This is a genomic window from Candidatus Viadribacter manganicus (assembly GCF_001679665.1).
Taxonomy (GTDB): domain Bacteria; phylum Pseudomonadota; class Alphaproteobacteria; order Caulobacterales; family Aquidulcibacteraceae; genus Vitreimonas; species Vitreimonas manganica.
The window spans coordinates 460057-477238 of sequence record NZ_CP013244.1 but is presented as its reverse complement, the minus strand read 5'-3'; the positions used below and the strand labels follow the sequence as shown (position 1 = coordinate 477238).

At 62.6% G+C, this 17182-nt stretch carries 16 protein-coding genes and 1 tRNA gene; 6 read left to right on the top strand and 11 right to left on the bottom strand.

Translation table 11 applies throughout. The features are described 5' to 3' along the window. Nucleotides 1-4: 4 nt before the first annotated feature. Genes ATE48_RS02475 through ATE48_RS02445 form a run of 7 tightly spaced genes read right to left on the bottom strand, consistent with a single transcriptional unit; the run spans nucleotide 5 to nucleotide 7117 of the window. Nucleotides 5-607, bottom strand: coding sequence for a class I SAM-dependent methyltransferase (locus ATE48_RS02475; RefSeq protein WP_066767480.1), 603 nt, complete (start codon nucleotides 605-607; stop codon nucleotides 5-7). Then, on the bottom strand, nucleotides 604-1299 hold the full coding sequence (locus tag ATE48_RS02470; protein ID WP_066767478.1) for a lysoplasmalogenase family protein: 696 nt from the start codon (nucleotides 1297-1299) through the stop codon (nucleotides 604-606). The genes ATE48_RS02475 and ATE48_RS02470 overlap by 4 nt, the downstream gene beginning before the upstream one ends. Continuing rightward, complete coding sequence (gene scpA, locus ATE48_RS02465; RefSeq protein ID WP_066767476.1) at nucleotides 1296-3449, bottom strand: methylmalonyl-CoA mutase; 2154 nt, start codon at nucleotides 3447-3449, stop codon at nucleotides 1296-1298. Before scpA ends, ATE48_RS02470 begins: the two co-directional genes overlap by 4 nt. Next, a complete protein-coding gene (locus ATE48_RS02460; protein WP_066767474.1) occupies nucleotides 3446-3826 on the bottom strand; it encodes a hypothetical protein in 381 nt (126 codons plus the stop codon). Before ATE48_RS02460 ends, scpA begins: the two co-directional genes overlap by 4 nt. Continuing rightward, complete coding sequence (locus tag ATE48_RS02455) at nucleotides 3823-4578, bottom strand: glycoside hydrolase family 25 protein (RefSeq protein ID WP_228126748.1); 756 nt, start codon at nucleotides 4576-4578, stop codon at nucleotides 3823-3825. Before ATE48_RS02455 ends, ATE48_RS02460 begins: the two co-directional genes overlap by 4 nt. After that, nucleotides 4575-5318, bottom strand: a complete 744-nt coding sequence (locus ATE48_RS02450; protein ID WP_066767472.1) for a hypothetical protein — start codon at nucleotides 5316-5318, stop codon at nucleotides 4575-4577. Before ATE48_RS02450 ends, ATE48_RS02455 begins: the two co-directional genes overlap by 4 nt. Then, nucleotides 5315-7117 (bottom strand): methylmalonyl-CoA mutase family protein, encoded by a 1803-nt coding sequence (locus tag ATE48_RS02445; RefSeq protein WP_066767471.1) that lies wholly within the window; start codon nucleotides 7115-7117, stop codon nucleotides 5315-5317. Before ATE48_RS02445 ends, ATE48_RS02450 begins: the two co-directional genes overlap by 4 nt. A 79-nt stretch (nucleotides 7118-7196) precedes the next feature. Between ATE48_RS02445 and ATE48_RS02440 the strand changes: the two genes are divergently transcribed. Next, nucleotides 7197-8159 carry an NAD(P)H-dependent flavin oxidoreductase gene (locus tag ATE48_RS02440; RefSeq protein WP_066767469.1) on the top strand — a complete coding sequence of 321 codons (963 nt, stop codon included), beginning with the start codon at nucleotides 7197-7199 and terminating at the stop codon, nucleotides 8157-8159. Nucleotides 8160-8192: 33 nt separating this feature from the next. Here ATE48_RS02440 and ATE48_RS02435 read toward each other — a convergent pair whose 3' ends face one another. Continuing rightward, the gene (locus ATE48_RS02435) at nucleotides 8193-8507 is read right to left on the bottom strand and encodes a hypothetical protein (protein WP_156767562.1); all 315 of its coding nucleotides are present in this window, start codon (nucleotides 8505-8507) and stop codon (nucleotides 8193-8195) included. 462 nt (nucleotides 8508-8969) lie between these two features. Between ATE48_RS02435 and glpK the strand changes: the two genes are divergently transcribed. Beyond that, on the top strand, nucleotides 8970-10457 hold the full coding sequence (gene glpK / locus ATE48_RS02425; RefSeq protein ID WP_066767463.1) for a glycerol kinase GlpK: 1488 nt from the start codon (nucleotides 8970-8972) through the stop codon (nucleotides 10455-10457). A 66-nt stretch (nucleotides 10458-10523) separates the two neighbouring features. After that, a tRNA-Lys gene (locus ATE48_RS02420) sits at nucleotides 10524-10596 on the top strand. 331 nt (nucleotides 10597-10927) lie between these two features. Here the strand turns inward: ATE48_RS02420 and ATE48_RS02415 are convergent. Then, on the bottom strand, nucleotides 10928-12571 hold the full coding sequence (locus ATE48_RS02415; protein ID WP_156767561.1) for a glycosyltransferase: 1644 nt from the start codon (nucleotides 12569-12571) through the stop codon (nucleotides 10928-10930). Nucleotides 12572-12703: 132 nt separating this feature from the next. Between ATE48_RS02415 and ATE48_RS02410 the strand changes: the two genes are divergently transcribed. The 3 genes from ATE48_RS02410 to ATE48_RS02400 all read left to right on the top strand — a co-directional run bounded on the left by ATE48_RS02410 (nucleotide 12704) and on the right by ATE48_RS02400 (nucleotide 15990). After that, on the top strand, nucleotides 12704-13300 hold the full coding sequence (locus tag ATE48_RS02410; protein ID WP_066767458.1) for a hypothetical protein: 597 nt from the start codon (nucleotides 12704-12706) through the stop codon (nucleotides 13298-13300). 240 nt (nucleotides 13301-13540) lie between these two features. Further along, nucleotides 13541-14287, top strand: a complete 747-nt coding sequence (locus tag ATE48_RS02405; protein ID WP_066767456.1) for a glycosyltransferase family 25 protein — start codon at nucleotides 13541-13543, stop codon at nucleotides 14285-14287. Continuing rightward, on the top strand, nucleotides 14284-15990 hold the full coding sequence (locus ATE48_RS02400) for a tetratricopeptide repeat protein (protein ID WP_066767454.1): 1707 nt from the start codon (nucleotides 14284-14286) through the stop codon (nucleotides 15988-15990). Before ATE48_RS02405 ends, ATE48_RS02400 begins: the two co-directional genes overlap by 4 nt. Here the strand turns inward: ATE48_RS02400 and ATE48_RS02395 are convergent. Beyond that, complete coding sequence (locus tag ATE48_RS02395; RefSeq protein WP_066767452.1) at nucleotides 15981-16361, bottom strand: hypothetical protein; 381 nt, start codon at nucleotides 16359-16361, stop codon at nucleotides 15981-15983. The two genes, ATE48_RS02400 and ATE48_RS02395, sit on opposite strands and share 10 nt — an antisense overlap. A 116-nt stretch (nucleotides 16362-16477) precedes the next feature. Beyond that, nucleotides 16478-16789 carry a hypothetical protein gene (locus ATE48_RS02390; RefSeq protein ID WP_066767451.1) on the bottom strand — a complete coding sequence of 104 codons (312 nt, stop codon included), beginning with the start codon at nucleotides 16787-16789 and terminating at the stop codon, nucleotides 16478-16480. Between the last annotated feature and the right edge of the window lie 393 nt (nucleotides 16790-17182).

Sequence of the window (17182 nt, the reverse complement as noted above, 5' to 3'; positions counted from 1 at the left end):
CGCACTAGCGACGCCACACGCCAATGCATTTGTGCGGATCCGTTGGTGCGCCATCGGGAAGCATCTCTGACGGCGGGCCGAGATTGAATGGCGCCAGTTCCAGATTGAGCGGGCGCCATGCGCCGGTGGCGATGTCTTGGTTGTGTGCGATCGTCGGCGAGGTCGTGGCGAGGAAAAGCGGTATCGTCGAGGCGCGCCAATGATTGACGACGGCTTGTGCGTCGGTGAGCGTAAGATGGAAGAGAGATTCGCGGCAGAGCCAGACGTCGCATGGTGGCGGCGTATCGATGACGATATCGGCGACGCGAAAGGTGCGGGTCGGCGTGGTGTAGCGGCCTCGCAGCTCTTCGATCATTGGCGCGACGATATCGGCGGCGAGGAAATGCGTATGCGCTGGCAGTTTGACGTGCTGCATCCAGAGGAAATCGCCACACGGGGCGTCGTAGAAGAGATGCGGCTGCTCGCGTTCGAGAAATGCTTCGAGCGCGGCGCGTAGCGGCGCCGTGCGGGCGAGGCCTGAACCTGGGCCAGAGCGCGATTGGCCCGGCCAGATGTGTTTGCGCCAGATCTCGGTGAAGATGGCGCTGCGGTTGATGTCGCCGCTCATACCACGCGCGGCGCGCGGTGGAGGCCGAGCGCGCCGTAGCAAATCGCCGCTTGTCCGGCCCAATAGATCATCCAGCCAGCGAAGCTGCGCCAATAGGCGAGCGCCGGATCGGGGGCGAGGTGGAACATGTTCCAGGCGACGAAGCCGTCGGAGATGAAGAAGAGCACCGCGCCTGCCATCACCAGCCAGCGTGAGCTCGGCAGTGTGAAAGAGCAAAGCGCCATCAAGGTGAGCACGCCGGTATAGACCGCGAGCGGTGCGAACATCGGGTTGACGCGCGGAACGAGCAAGGAGGTCATCACAAAGCACGCTGCAATGAGCGCGATGGCGCCGAGTAGCCGCGACGGCTGCTTCAGTGCTGCGCCGACGCCGATGCCGGCGCGGAGAAAGAGCGTGATGTAAAAAAGGTGCCCGATGAGAAACGCGAACGCGCCATAGAGAAACGTATCCGGGCTCCACGCCAGCAATGCATCGCCAAGTGCGCCGAACAAGAGCCCCGTCGCCAGCAGACGCGAGCGTGCGATGAGCGCGATGATGCCCAGAATGATGATGCTTGACGCTTTGAAGATCGTGCCGGCCAGATAAGGCGGAGCGCCTTCGTAAAGGCTCGATCCAATCGCACCGTAGGCGATGGCGAGGATCGCGCAGAGGGCGAGAAGTCCGAGTTGAACGACATCAAGCTTCACGGTCACTCCGCCTTCCGAGCCGGCTGCGCGTAGCCTAGCTTTTCGTTCAACGCGCTCAGCAGATCCTGCGCGATCTCGGCGATGACGCCGCCGGGAGGATAGACGGCCGCGGCGCCCATCTCCTTCAACGTCGGTACGTCTTCCGGCGGGATGACACCGCCGACGACGATCATGATATCGCCGCGACCGCGTTCAAGCAGGGCTGAGCGCAAAGCCGGCGTCAGCGTCAGATGGCCGGCCGCTAGCGACGACACGCCGACCACGTGCACGCCTTTCTCGATGGCCTGGTCTGCGACTTCCTCGGGTGTCGCAAATAGCGGGCCGATTTCAACGTCGAAGCCGATGTCAGAGAATGCGCTGGCGACCACCTTCTGTCCCCGATCGTGACCATCCTGGCCCATCTTGGCGACGAGAATGCGCGGGCGCTTGCCCTCGGCTTCCTGGAACGCGGCCACGCTCTGGCGCGCGCGCTCAACAGCGACATCGCTGCCAGCCTCGCGCGAGAACACGCCCGTCACTAGGCGGATCGGCGGCTGGTGGCGATTGAATGCGCGCTCCAACGCCGATGACATCTCGCCAACGGTGGCCTTTGCGCGCGCGGCGTTCACTGCAAGCTCTAAGAGATTGCCTTTGCCGCGCGCCGCGTTCTCAAGCGCTCCCAGCGCTGCGTTGACTTCAGCTTGCGAGCGCTCAGCCTTCAAGCGCGTCAGCTTTTCAAGCTGCATCGCACGCACCTTGGCGTTATCGACCTTCAGCACCGGAATATCTTCCGGCTCGTCTAGCTTGAATTTATTCACGCCGACGATGGTTTGGTGTCCGGTGTCGATGCGGGCCTGCGTACGCGCCGCGGCCTCTTCGATGCGCGCCTTCGGCAAGCCCTGATCGATCGCCTGCGCCATGCCGCCGAGCTTTTCGACCTCCTCGATATGCGCCCATGCCTTGGCCGCGAGATCGGCGGTGAGGCGCTCGACATAATAGGAGCCGCCCCATGGGTCGGCAGGGCGGGTGACGCCGCCTTCGCTCTGCAGCAGGATCTGTGTGTTGCGGGCGATGCGGGCGGAGAAGTCGGTTGGCAGCGCCAATGCTTCGTCGAGCGAGTTCGTGTGCAGAGATTGGGCGCCGCCATAGGCGGCGGCCATCGCTTCAACGCAGGTGCGCACCGCGTTGTTGTAAACGTCTTGGGCAGTGAGCGACCAGCCGGAGGTTTGGCAGTGCGTGCGCAGCGCGCGCGATTTGTCCGACGCGCCGAATTGCCCAACCAGCTTCGCCCACAAAAGCCGCGCCGCGCGCATCTTTGCGATTTCCATGAACGGGTTCATGCCGATCGCCCAGAAGAAGGAGAGGCGCGGCGCGAATTTGTCGACATCCAATCCGCCGGCGATGCCTGCGCGAATATATTCGACGCCGTCCGCCAGCGTGTAGCCGAGCTCCAGGTCCGCCGTCGCGCCGGCTTCCTGCATATGATAGCCGCTGATCGAGATCGAGTTGAACTTCGGCATCTCGGCGGCGGTGTAGGCAAAGATATCGCCGACGATCCGCATCGAAGGCTTGGGCGGATAAATGAACGTGTTCCGCACCATGAATTCTTTGAGGATGTCGTTCTGAATCGTGCCGCTGAGCTTGGCATGCGGGACGTTCTGCTCTTCGCCGGCGACGATATAGAGCGCCATGATCGGCAACACTGCGCCGTTCATGGTCATAGACACGCTCATCTGATCCAGCGGGATGCCGCTGAACAGCGTGCGCATGTCGTAGATAGAATCGATCGCCACGCCGGCCATACCAACGTCGCCGACGACGCGCAGGTGGTCGGAATCGTAGCCACGGTGCGTAGCGAGATCGAAGGCGACGGAGAGGCCTTTTTGTCCGCCTGCGAGATTGCGGCGATAGAAGGCGTTGGAATCTTCAGCCGTCGAGAAGCCTGCATATTGCCGGATCGTCCACGGCTGCTGCACGTACATGGTCGGATACGGCCCGCGTCCAAACGGCGCCATTCCAGGAAAGCCGTCGACGAAGTCCAGTCCCGCGCGATCGGCGGCGGTGTAGGCGGTCTTCACCGCAATGCCTTCCGGCGTCAGCCAGGGTTCGCCGTTTGGCGGGGCAGCTGTCGCAACGTTCGCCTCGAGCGCGAGGCTGGAGAAATCGGGCAGCGTCACTGGATAGCCTCTTCTTCGTGCGGCACATCTTGGGCGCCGTAATAGCGGAGCAACGTCTGCACCCGGTCCTCGCGCGCAAGCACAGGAAAAACCTTGGTCAGTAGGAAGTTCAAAAGCAGCACGGCGCCAAGTTCGATCACGAACAAATTGCGAATGTCCTCGAAATCCCAAACGCGGCCATGAAATAAAATGACCAATGCCGCCGCGATCAGCATGGCGGGGATGGCGCAGTAGCGCCGCGTTTTGCGCGCATCGAGCAATGCATCATGCAGGCGATCGTACGGTTCGCCCCATCCACCGCGCGCTTGGTCGGGTTCGCCGCGATCCAGTGTGTCGATCCCGGCGCGAACATCATCCGATGAGTAGCGTGCGATCATAACGATGACGCTCCGGCCGCGAACGCCGCCAGCGCCGCCGCATCACCCCGGAACGCGTTGAGATCGATGGGGCCTTCTACGCCTCGGCGATGTCCGCGGTTGTGGTGCTGCCAGATGATCCAATCGCGTTCGCGAAAACTCGGCGGCGTGCCGATGGAGCGGATCCAGAAGCGCTCGCCGCGTAGTTCGGCCAGGTGCGCATCGTGGAATTCGCGTGTGGTATAGATGATCGGTCGCGCGCCATAATACGCCTCGACGCGATCCATGAAGACGCGCGCCTCGGCGATGACGTTCGGCATGGTCGGCCCTTCGCGGCACGGACCCATGTGTTCGAGGTCCACGGCAGGCGGCAATGCGCCTTCAACACGCGGTACGATCGCAATGAAGTTCGATGCCTGTCGTGCGCCCGGCTGGCAGAGCGTGAAGAAGTGATAGGCGCCGCGCGGCAAGCCCGCCGCATCCGCTTCGCGCCAGTTATAGGCAAAGCGCGTGTCGACATGGTCGGCGCCTTCGGTCGCCTTGATGTAGGCGAACGCGACCTTGTCCGCGGCGAGGGTGCGCCAATCGATAGCGCCCTGGTGGTGCGAGACGTCGACGCCTTGAATGTAGCGCGCCGCCCAAGGCGTCCACCACCCGCCGGCCGCCGCGAACAATGCCGCCGCCAACAATGCCGCGGCGATCAATGCGCCGGTGGCAAGGAGCGCTAAAACCGCTGGACGAAGAATGATGGTGCGCGCGCTTTCTCCGGTCACGACGGCAACTCGCGCAGCTTCGGCACGAGATGGCGCCAGCGGCCAAGCGCATCTTCAGCGCGCTGCCTGATGCCGCGCTCTTCGCGCGATCGGTTAAGTTGATAGAAGGCGGCCACGCCGGCGCCGCCGATAATGATACCGCGCAAAAAGTCGGGCAGGCCGAACTGGTCGCCCGAAACGCCGACCACCACTGCTAACGCCCACAAAAATGCGACGTAGACGCCGTCTAAATCCCAGCCGTGAACCCTGCCGCTCCATTTTTCGTCCCGCGCATAGGATTGGCCTAGCTCGGCTGGACTGGAGGCGCGCTCCAGCACCTCGATGGCATGGAGAACGACAGGCGGCGCGGTCTTGCGTGCGAGGGGTTCGTCGACGCTCGTAAGGACCCTCTCAAAGTATTCGAGCAGGAAGGCCACGCGTTCTCTGCGCCGGAGTACCGGCAAGAGGAATGTGAAAAGGCTGAGCGCGACGAGATGGATGGTGAGCAACCCCAGCATGGTGGGGTTGAACCAATCGGGAAAGTCGAGCGATCCGATCGTGAACGCGTACACGACCCACCCGATGATCAGGATGATAGTCGCGCACCCGTAGATCACGCGCGCGCGTTCCTCTACGCACCGGGCGCTGATGTAAGCGGCGCGCGGTGTCTCGATCTCAGCGCGCGGCGGTGGCCCAAAACGCGTGTTGTCGAGAACCTCGATCAGGCGGTCGATCTGAGCTAGCCTGATGCGTTTGGTCATGGCTTCACCCCCAATGCGGTGTGCAGCGTCTCCAGTTCTTTCAGCGCATTCTGACCGGCGAACACGAATTGATCGACGCCGGCTGCGCGCAAGTCTGCTTCGTGCTCTCCAGGTTTGCCCGCCAGCAGCACCCAATCGGCGCCTGTCGCTTTCAAGCTGCGGGCTGTCTCAGCCGCGCACTCGGCATAGTGCGCATCCGTGCCGGCGAGGACCGCAACTCGCGCGCCCGACGCGTGGAAGGCGCCGATCAGCGCATCGCTCCCATCGTACGCGTCCTCCGCGCCGACGCTCGCCACGCCGCCTGCTGCGAACAAGCCCCGCGTCCACTGCGCGCGCGGCGAGAATTCAGCCTGCGATCCGATGTTGGCGAAGAACACACGCGCTGAAGCGTCAGTCTTGTCGCGCAAGGCTTCAAATGGCTCGGCTAGCCGGATCGGTGCGAAGCCGCCTGCTGCGTTCGAGGGCGCCATCGCTTCAAAGTCGGGGAGCTTTGCGTCGAGCAGTGGAAAGTCGGTGACGCCGGTGATCGTCTCCCGGCGCGTGGCAATCGCGGTGCGCCGCCGTTCGCGCGTTTCACTTACCCAGTTCTGCAGAAGCTCAAGCGGCTCTGCATGCGTCTGCATTTGTTGCATAAGAGCCCAAGCGCGCTCGGCCAGATCGCGCGTGAGTTTCTCCACGAACCAGGCTCCGCCCGCCGGGTCCGCGACGTGCCCCAAGCGACATTCTTCCGCCAAGACATGCTGCGTATTGCGCGCGACGCGCCGCGCAAATGCGCTCGGCCGTCCAAGTGCATCGGTCAGCGGGTAAGTGGTTATCTCGTCCGCGCCGCCGATCGCCGCTGCAAACGCCGCCGTGCTGACCCGCAGGATGTTCGTCCAAGCGTCGTAACGGGTCATCATCCGGCGTGAGGTGAAAGCGTGGATGTAGGCAGCGCGATCAGCGGGCGCAGCTCCTGAAGCTTCCAGCACGCGCGCCCAGCAGAGTCGCAGTGCACGAAGCTTCGCCGCTTCAACGAGTGCATCAGGGCCGACTGCAACGGCAAACCCAATCGCGCGCGCGCAGTCACCGATGCTGAGCGCGCGCGTTGCAAGTCCGAGCAGATAGGCGATGGCGCTGTGAAGCGCATAAGCAATCTCTTGCGCCTCGCTGGCGCCGGCCTCGTGCACGATGCGCGCATCGACGCGGAGGCAGCGTGCAACTGGCAGATCGCGCGCGGTTTGCGCGGTGAAGAGATAAGCGGCGAGGGCGGCCTCACTTTGATCGGCGCCCGTCTGCAGTTGCGCGCCCATAGGATCAAGATTGAAGGCCGTGCCGCGCGCCGCGACGCCTTTGAGCTTGTCGCGCAGCAGCATCGCTGCACGTTCGCCGCCGCCATCCAGCGAAACGGGAGCTGCTTCTAGGATGACGCTCGTCAAAGCCGCATCGAGGTCGGCGGCGTTCTTGATCGCAACACCGCGTTTGCCGGCTGGATCAATGACCAGTTCGATCGCGCCGACGCCGCCTTCGAGGTCAGCCAGGATTTCGTGGTTCGTCCGTTCGATGTCCGGATGCGAAAAGCTCTGCCGCACGAGCCAGCCACCGCTTCTTGCACCGCGTACGAAGGGGGCAGCGCCCGGCGCGCCTGAAATGTCGCTCGCGGTGGCGATGTCGGCTTCGCGGTAAAGCGGCTCAAGCGGGATGCCGTCGGCGGTTTTGCCGACCAAGCGGTCCCAGCTCGCGCCCTTTAGCCCTTGCTCAACCAGGGCCCGCCAATCCGCCTCGTCGGCGTTTTCGCCCAGTGCCAAGGTCTGCTCAGACATTTCCGCTCCGCTTGACGCCATGTAAGGCATCGACGCGCTTTTGAACGCACGCTACGCCTGATGGCAACCGGAGAAAATCATGGCTCTGCCGCCTCTGTTCGACAAGTTGCGTCTCCCAGCTGTGGGCGCCCCACAATTCATCATCGCCAACCCAGAATTGGTCATCGCGCAGTGTAAAGCGGGGATCGTGGGCTCATTCCCGGCGCTGAACGCGCGTCCGGAGGCCGCGCTCGATGATTGGCTCTTCCGCATCAAGGATGAACTTGCCGCCTATGACGAGGCAAACCCGGACGCGCCAGCGGCGCCGTTCGCGGTCAACCAGATCGTCCACAAAACCAACGCGCGCCTCGATCATGACGTCGCCGCGTGCGTGAAGCACAAAGTGCCGATCGTGATCACTTCACTCGGCGCCCGCGCGGATGTGAACGACGCGATCCATTCGTACGGTGGCATCGTGCTGCACGACATCATCAACGTCACCTTCGCCAAGAAGGCGCTCGAAAAGGGCGCTGACGGTCTTATCGCGGTATGCGCGGGCGCGGGTGGTCACGCCGGCAGCCTTTCGCCGTTTGCGCTGATCAGCGAGATTCGCGAATTCTTCGATGGCCCGCTGTTGCTCTCGGGCGCTATTGCCACCGGGCGCGGCATTCTCGCGGCGCAAGCGCTTGGCGCCGACCTCGCCTATATGGGCTCAGCCTTCATCGCGACCACCGAAGCGAATGCGCCTGCCGCCTATAAGCAGATGATCGTGGATTCATCCGCCGGCGACATCGTCTATTCGAACCTCTTTACCGGCGTGTTGGGCAATTATCTCAAAGGCTCGATCGTCAATGCCGGCCTCGATCCGACAAACCTCGAACAAAGCGATGCCTCCAAAATGAGCTTTGGCGGCGGCGAAGGTTCGAAGGCGAAAGCCTGGAAGGACATCTGGGGCGCTGGCCAAGGCGTTGGCTCTGTCCACGACGTCCTGCCAACCGCTGACCTCGTGGCACGCTTGAAGCGCGAATATGACGAAGCCAAGCGCGGACTGACCGCACGCTAATCCTGCAGCCTTAGCTCGCATGCGCCTTGGTTTTCAAGGCGCGTGAGGGCTGGCGGACCAATTCAATCCGACCGCGCATCGCCGCTCATAGGCTTCTCGAACTTCACGAGGAGCTTCATGACCACGCCAATATCCATACTCGAAAAGGCAGCGATCCAATCGCTCACGCTGCGCAGCGCTGACGTTATAGCCATGACCGCCGCCGATCGCCTCGGCGTCGCTCTCCCTGACGGCGCCGCCCAGAATATCGCCAGTTCGCTTGTCGATCTTGTCGTTACGCTCGGCTTGATCGGCGTCGCTATCGGTCGCACGCGCGCCCGCACCCCATCGTATGAGGAAATAAACCATGCGCCATCCCTTGCGCGCGCTCGCCCTTGCGTGCGCGCTGACCATCACTTCGGCCAGCGCCTGGCTTCAGCTCGGCGCATCACGCATCCAAAACTCGATCACTGCGGCTCAGACGATCGAACAAACGCCCTTACGCCTTGGTGCACGCCTATGCGGCCATTGTGGAAGCGGCGAGCGACATCGCCGCTGATCCGGCAACGCCGCTCGCGTTCAAACGCGCATTGGGCCAAGCCGAGCGCGCGGCAACGCCAGCTGCTGAAACGCTGCAGATCTCAGTCACCAGTTATTCGCGTGCGAGCTGCCTCGGCCGCATTCGGCGCCGCGTTCGAGACTGTGGAGACCCAAGGCGCCTAGCGCCCGGCGGTTTCGCATAGGGAAGGCGCCAAACTCCGATGACTTCTTGCCCCCCCGCCCGCGGTCATCGGTTGACCTTGGCGCCTCGCCGCTCTTTTGTGCCCTCCCATGAGCCAGTACATCCTCGCCATCGACCAAGGCACGACATCGACACGCGCGATCGTGTTCGATCTCAGTTTCGCGCCGCTTGCCACAGCGCAGGTCGAGCTTCAGCAGCACTATCCGCAACCAGGTTGGGTCGAGCACGACGCTGAGGAAATTTGGGCCGCGACCTTAAAGGTCTGCCGCGAGGCGATTGAAAAGGCAGGCGGCGTGGCTCACATCGCCGCCATCGGCATCACCAATCAACGCGAAACCACTGTCGTCTGGGATCGCAAGACCGGCGCGGCGGTTCACAAGGCCATCGTCTGGCAGGATCGGCGTACTTCTGACGTCTGCGCCGCGCTCCGTGAAGCCGGCCACGAAAAGAAGGTGCAGGACGCAACGGGCCTGCTGCTCGATCCTTACTTCTCCGCCACCAAGATCGCCTGGATATTGGATCGCGATCCCGCTCTGCGGGCGCGCGCCGAGGAGGGCGAGCTTGCCTTTGGTACGATGGAGACCTTTCTCGTCTGGCGCCTCACCAATGGCAAATCTCATGTCTCGGACGTCACCAACGCCTCGCGCACGCTGCTCTACGATTTCAACACCCGCGATTGGAACGACGAGATGTGCGCGCTCTTCAACGTGCCGCGCGCTGTTCTGCCAAAGACAGCCGCTTGCGATGCGCATTTCGGCGACGCCGACGCGCAGCACTTCGGGCGCGCTATTCCCATCCACGGCATGGCTGGCGATCAGCAAGCCGCGCTCGTCGGCCACGGTTGTTTGAAGCCTGGCATGGCCAAGTGCACGTTCGGCACCGGTGCATTCTTGGTCATGAACATGGGCGCTTCGCCGCCCAAATCGAAAAACCGTTTGCTTGGCACCGTCGGCTATCAGGCGGGCGGGACTTTCGCGTACGCTCTTGAAGGTTCGATCTTCTCGGCTGGCGCTACGATGCAATGGCTGCGCGACGGACTGAAGCTGATCAAGTCCTCCGCCGATTCAGAAGCGATCGCCTCGCGCTTGGCTGACAATGGCGGCGTTTATCTTGTGCCGGCGTTCGCGGGGCTCGGCGCGCCGCAGTGGAACGCCGAAGCGCGAGGCACGATCATCGGCCTTACGCGCGACTCGCAACTGGATCACCTGGTGCGCGCAGGGCTCGAAGCCGTTGCGTACCAAACCGCGGATCTGCTCGATGCGCTTCGCGCCGATGGCGCCCCGAAGATTGAGTCGTTGCTGATCGACGGCGGTCTCACCGCAAACGCCTGGGCTATGCAGTTTCTTGCTGACGTCTGCGAGGTTGAAGTTGCACGTCCGCAATTCCAGGAAGTCACGGCATTGGGCGCGGCTAAGCTCGCCGCATCCGGCGCGGGTCTCATTGCGTCGCTTGATGGGGCGGGCGCCGCAACCAGCGCGCGTTGGACGCCTAACATGGCTGCCGCGGAGCGCGATCGCTTGCGGAGTGGCTGGCGCGCTGCGGTTGCGGGCGCCCTCGCTGCGGCGAAAGCGGCCTGACGGCCGCTTTCTTCATGGTGCAGGTTGCGTGAGGCGGGGCATCAGCTTAAGTGCGCCCGTTCGCGAGAGCCCGTAGCTCAGTCGGTAGAGCATCTGACTTTTAATCAGAGGGTCGCGGGTTCGAATCCCGCCGGGCTCACTCTTGCTTTTATTAGGATTTTTGGCCCGCGGCGACGCCTGCCAGAGGCGCCCGGGCACAGCAGGGGTACGGGCGAAAACACCAAACCGCCTGGCGAGGGCGGCTGAGGCGCTATCTGAACCCTCCATGGGATCTGCTCAATCGCGCTACCATGTGTTGGCGCCGCCCGATCCGGCGCAATTGGTTTCATCACTTACCTATGTCGGCGCACTCGATATTCCGCCTTAAGGGCCGCTCTGAAGCGGTTGCGCGTTGGAAGCGTGGGTGAGGTCGTGTGCGCTGCGGCAGGGGCGCGTTCTGCGGACGATTGGTGGTCGGCTGGACGGTTCGCTCACTTGTGCGCGCGGTGCTGCCGATCGGCGCGAACGTCCGGACGGAAGGTCAGCGCGCGCGGGCTGAAGGCGGGAGCATGGGCAGGTGGCGCGCCGGCTTTTTGCGCGAAACAAAACGACAGCCAGGTTGCGACTGGGTGAGAGAGCTCTGCAGGAAGTAGGACCTCGTGACTCCGCTCCGTCCAACCTTGAAAACCAGTCTCGATCCATCGATCGACTTCCACGCCGTTTTGCAGCGCCGTGATCTCTAACGTGAAGCCGACGTCGGGCAAGCAAACGGCATACTCAAGTGTCAGTGCGTAACCGACTTTGATCGGACCGGGCCGAAACCGTAGACTGGCGAAACGTGCCGACGTCCACACGGCGCCATCGTGTTGCGGCTCGAACCCCGCGGGCTCAATGAAGCGCGTGGCGGCGCCCTCTTTGCCAAATGCTAGGCGATCGCCAACCGGCAATACCTCTGCGCCGGCGCGCAGGCGACGAATTTCGTTTGTCAGCGTCTGGCGATCGTCGGTCCAGCTCCAGTGCTCCACCGCGCGCGGTGTCCACCTCTCTAGATGCTGCGCCCATTGAAGTGGCGCTGCATCGGGCGACGGAGGAGGAGCTTCAATAGCCTCGCGATAGAGTGTGATGTAGCGTGAGATCCAAGGCGCGATCTGCGCCTCTTGCCGCACGCGTTCACCTACGTGCTGCGATTCCGTGACGTCGAAGCGGTCAATTTCGGCAAGGGCGCGATCTACGCTGAGTGGCGCGTTCAGTATCGCGAGACCGAAGTTCTGTGGCCGCCATGCCTCGTAGCGCTTGCGGTCGACCATACCAGCCATACCGCGTCCGTCGCACACGATTACAGGCCGTACGCACGACATCGCCTCAAGTGCTGAGAGAGCGGACGCGAACACCAAATCGTAGGTCGGCAGTACTTTCGATGGATCTTCTAGATTGACGCCGGTGGCGGCGCCCACGAAGTCGACGGCGATCTTACGGTGAGCGCAGGCCTCGCGAATAACGGCGATGTGGTCTTCGTTCTTGGCGAACGCGAGCGCGCGTGCGGGTTTTGTTGGCGGCGCCGGGCCTGGAGCAAATCGCGCCGTGTCCACGCCATTGAGAATGAGCGCAACCGACGAGCGATCGACACCGGCGTCGAATGCGACGCGGTCAACTAAAGATTCGCTGACAGCAGCGTGGCGTCGGATGCTTGGTAAGCGGGGGGCGGCGTCAAACCAGCTCACATTGTCGTGGCAGACGAACACGGCCGGCGTATAAGGATACCTAGCGAGCGCTGGCGAGCACGCCACTAGATGGTGGCCGTGGATAACGTCGAACGGTCCGTCGAGCGCTTGCACGTTGGTTTCGACCTGAAATCCCGTAGCCCGTAGGTCGGCTGCGACGGAGCCAGATTTTCGCGTATAGATAACGGGGTCATGGCCTGCGTCGCGGAGTCCAACCGCCAAATCGCGGGATACATTCTGGACGCCGCGGCGCGTATCGAGTTCAAGTGTCGTGATGAGAATGCGGAGCGGGGAATTCAAGTGACGGCCTCGTTCGAGCGCGACCATGACGATCGGAGCGCGGAAACGCCATCCCCAGTATGGATGGCCAGCCCCGAGCGTAGAGCAGCGCTCGTTGTTGCGCATCCCGCTCATGAGATACGCGTCTTGCAATGGCTTTCGCAAACGCGAGCCCACACCTACGTGTTGACACAGGGATCGCGCTCGAGTGCGGAGACCAGCAGGCGCCAGGCCAGCGAAGACTTGATCAGTTCAGTCGGCGGAACGATGTCCGGGTGGGGCGGCATCTGGGATCGTGATCTTTACAAGTGTCTTCTGAATGGCGCAGTCGCGCCATTCGAACGATGGACTTGCGAACTTGCGGACGATTTGGCCGGACGCGAGGTTGACCTGGTCGTTGCCGACGCTTGGCAATTCTACAACGTGGCTCACGATCTGACGCATCTCATGGCTAGGCTAGCGACCGCGCGCGCGAGCGCGGTATTGCGTCGCCCGATTGCGTTTTTCGACTATCCGGTTGTGCCGGACGAGATGGCGCCGGGCGTGTCAAGGCAACGCGCAGTAGCAACACTCAGGTTGAATAAAGCCGAGGCGATGTCGAAGCGAGCGGCAGCGGCTGCCATCGCCGATATAGCAGGCGATGCGACCGATATCGAAGCGGTTGAGGGCAATCATGCATTCGCGCGTGAGAGCTTTCGCGAGCCGCCGGCGTTGCAGACGCTTTTGCAGACGCCTTGTGAAACACCCCTCTACGAGCGCTTCGGCGAGCAACGGGTACAGTCGAACATCTATTTTGATGTCATTCGCTGGGGGCACGTGCGCGCAATTTCTGAGGCGCTGGTCGCGAGCTACGGCTCCAATTAGCCATGATCCAACCTCGGCGAACACAAAGCCTAGCGATCGCGATGGGGTTTGAAATCCGCCTCGCGCGCGCATCAAACAGGCGCCAATCGTGAAGAGGGGTTTGTTGCGTGGTTGCATCAACTGGGGAGGCCGTGATCCTCATCATCCGCCACGCCGCAAGCGCTCACAAAGCGGCTTCTGCCGCTTTTGGATGCGGGAACGGGCTTGCCGGAGGCGCGCGGCGTGGCACAGAGGGCCCCGATGCTTTTGCATGTGATCAACTTGCCGGCGCGCACCGACCGCCGCGCGCAGTTCGCTGCCTGGAACGAGCGGCCCGGTGTGGAGGCTGCATTCGTCGACGCCGTCATAGGCGCTAGCCTCGATCGGGAAGACCTTGCCAACCGCAGGCTGATCGAACCTGACACTGAGCAATTCAGTGCTGGTGCGCTTGGTAATGCGCTTTCACACCATGGGCTCTGGCTAAAAGTCGCCGCCGCGCTCGAGCCCGCGTTTATCTGCGAGGATGATGCTTGTTTGCGCGCCGATTTCGCCGTGCAAGCCATCAGCGCGCTCTCACAGATCCCGGCCGACTGGGACATTTTCTTTTTCGGCTACAACACCAACGCCATCGTCGCGGTGGAGGCGCGGGATGGCCTAAAGACGCTGCTGCAGTTTGACGACAGCGCCAAGCGCACCGTCGACTATTTCGACGCCTTCGCCCGAACGCCCGCGCCTGCGCCAACTCCGCTTCTCTGTTTTCAAGCCTGGGGTACGCTCGCCTACGCTCTCTCTCCACAGGGAGCGGCGAAGCTGCTGAAGCTCTGCTTTCCGCTTAGCGGCGCTAGGGATATCTTCATGTTCGGTCAAAACCGGACACTGAAGCCTTACACGCTTGATGGCATGATCAATGTCGCCCTCCAGCGCGCGCCAGTGAACGCCTATTGCGTATTCCCGCCGCTCGCAGTGAGCGCCAATGACATAGCCAGTTCCGACGTGGTCAGGCGGTGAAAAGCGTCGTCGAAGTCTTCGATGTGTTTCGGCGCGGCGATCTCGCAGGCGCCGAGGAAATGGTGTCGGAGATCTTGCGGCGCGCGCCTGAAGACTGCGACGCGCTTCATCTCATGGCGACGATCCATCACGCCAAAGGCGATCTCCAAGGCGCGGCAGCCTACTTTGATCGCGCTCATCATGTTTCGCCCTCTGACGCAGAGATCGCTTTCAATCGCGCTGTCGTCTTGTTCACGCTTGGTCGCCACGAGCCGTGCATTGAAGCCTGCCTCGATGTCCTCAAGCTTCGGCCCGGCGATCCCGAAGTGCTGCTCATGCAGGGCGTTGCGTTCGCGGCGCTCGGGCGACATGAAGCAGCGCTCGCCGCATTGGAGCAAACCTATCAGCATCGCGCTGATGTTCACGCCCGCCGCGCCGCATCTTTCTTGCAACTTGGTCAAACTGAAGAGGCGCTCAGCGCCGCCGCGCGCGCATGCGGCATCGATCCACGTAACGCCGACGCCCACTATCACCGTGGCGCCGCGCTTGCCTTGCTGGAGCTATGGCCACAAGCTGTGGAGGCTTACGATGCTGCGCTGGAGCTTTCGCCGAACAATCTCACCATCCGCGGCGCGCGCGCGCCGGCGCTCGCTAATATTGGACGCTTTGACGACGCTCTGGCCGACATCGATGCAGCGCTCACACGCTCCCCCGATCGTCCCGAACTGCTCAGCCGGCGCGCCTACACTTTAAGCGCCGCCAATCGGCATGACGAAGCATTACTTGCCTACAAGAACGTGCTGACGCGCGCTCCGCGCGATGCCGCCGCGATCTATGCGCAAAGCGATCTATTGCTCGGCGGCGGCGATTTTGAGGCTGGCTTGGCGCTTTACGAAGTGCGTCACGCCATCAACCGGCGCGTCACTGCGACTTCATCGGCGCCGCGTTGGCGCGGTGAGCCGCTTGAGGGCAAAACCATCCTGGTTCAAGGCGAGCAGGGTTTTGGCGATCTCTTCCAGTTTTGCCGCTTCGTCCCCAGTCTCGCCGCACGTGGCGCCAATGTGATTCTTCAAGAACGCGCACAAACACGCGGTTTGATGCAAAGTCTGGACGGCGTCGGTGAATTCGTCTCAGCAAGCGAACCGGCGCCCGCCGCAGACTATCACATTCCGCTCGCAAGTCTGGTCGGCGCGCTCGACGTTCGTATCGAAACTATCCCCGCTCCGATCCCCTATCTCAAAGCGGAGGCCGAACGTGCGGCGCGCTGGCGCGAAACGTTGGGTATCGCGCAGCGCCGTCGCATTGGCGTTGCTTGGTCTGGCATCACGCGCCACGCGATGCAAAAATGGCGGAGTCTTGATGACGTCGCGCTAGAGCAACTTTTGCGCGTGGATGCCGAGTTCATCAGCCTGCAGATGGAAGATAGCGCCGTCGCTCAGGCGCGCCAGGTCCTTCAACTAGGTGGCGCGATCGCCGACTTCGCCGATCTTGCCGCATTGATCGATACGCTCGACCTTGTTGTGAGCGTCGATACTGGCGTTGCACATCTGGCGGGTGCGCTCGGCAAACCGGTGTTGTTGATGTTGCCGTTCCGCGCCGATTGGCGTTGGCTGCGCGATCGCGCCGACACGCCATGGTATCCAAACATGTGTCTTTTTCGCCAACCCCGCTTCGGCGATTGGCAAAGCGTCATTGTCGACGTGCATGCAGCGCTTCAGGAATAGTAGGATTTTTGCTCAACTAGGCCGCCCTTGGCCAAGCGGCTAATGCGTTGTTTGATCCGATGCCTCAAGTCATTGCCGCGCGCGATGCGTGTCAGCAACGCTGCGGCCTTGCCCGGTGCATTAGGTGCGCGCCGAAGGCGCTGGCGCGACGCTTCTTCAAGCGACCACAGCACCGAGTTCACCGCTCGCAACCGCCGCTTCAGCACAATGAGCGCCGCCATGGTCTCGTAAGGCGACGCTATTTTTCGCAAGCCCTCTAACTCGCGCCGCACTTTCGCGCGCTTCGTCGGTGACGCAATGCGCCGAGCCTTGATCTCAAGGATTGTCAGCCGATCGATCAGTTCGCCGAGGGAAAGAGGGGCCGAGAGCATCGTGCAGTGCTAGCATGCCGACCCAAGGAGCGGCGATGCTGCACGAAAGTGAGGCCGGTCCCTGCTGGGGTAGGCTTCGAACCTCATGATCAGGGAGGTCGAACCGCTCGCGGTAACTAATCTTGCCCAGTTGGCGTCTGGTCCGTTGGCGTCGCAAGTCCAGAGTTCGCGGCTGGCGTCTGTTCTGGTGAAGCGACTGGACCTTCAACTGGACCTTCAGGGGACATTCGATAGCCGGCGTCCGCCACCTGCTGGTCTTGAGTTGCCTGCGGAACGAGCGCGGTTCGCGGCTGCGATGACATCCACGCATAGCCAAGACCCGCAGCGCCAAGCATGGCAGCGAGCAGCGTCACTCTAAGTACCGCACCGCTGCGGTCATGATGCATCGGCGGCGGGGCATAGGGGTCTCTGTCTTTGATTTCCGGCATTATTTGGCTCCTCCGAGGGGTGTTCTGGAAGCCAACTCGGGGTCTGGGTGGAGGTTCCGGCTCCTCACCGGTCACACCCCTGTGACGAGCAGGCCACAAAGGGGCGGAAATGGCTCTGAAAGGCGCCGATGGCGCTGGCCGAAAGTCTCTCGCTGAACAATGCTCCCAGCCTCCTCGAGTTTTTGGCGGGGGAATGTTCTCGGGTCTTCGGAGACCTTTGAGGACACGCGCAGGGGCGTGAGGGGACGGGGCCGCGTCGGGAGGGGCGCGGCCCCATTTCTTTGGGGAAATCCCCAAGTTTTGTTGCCGCAGCGCAATGAGCGGCACAAAATCAACGCACCATCAGAAAAATTCCCCGGAGGCCCTCTGCCGGATGGACTTCCGTTTACCGGG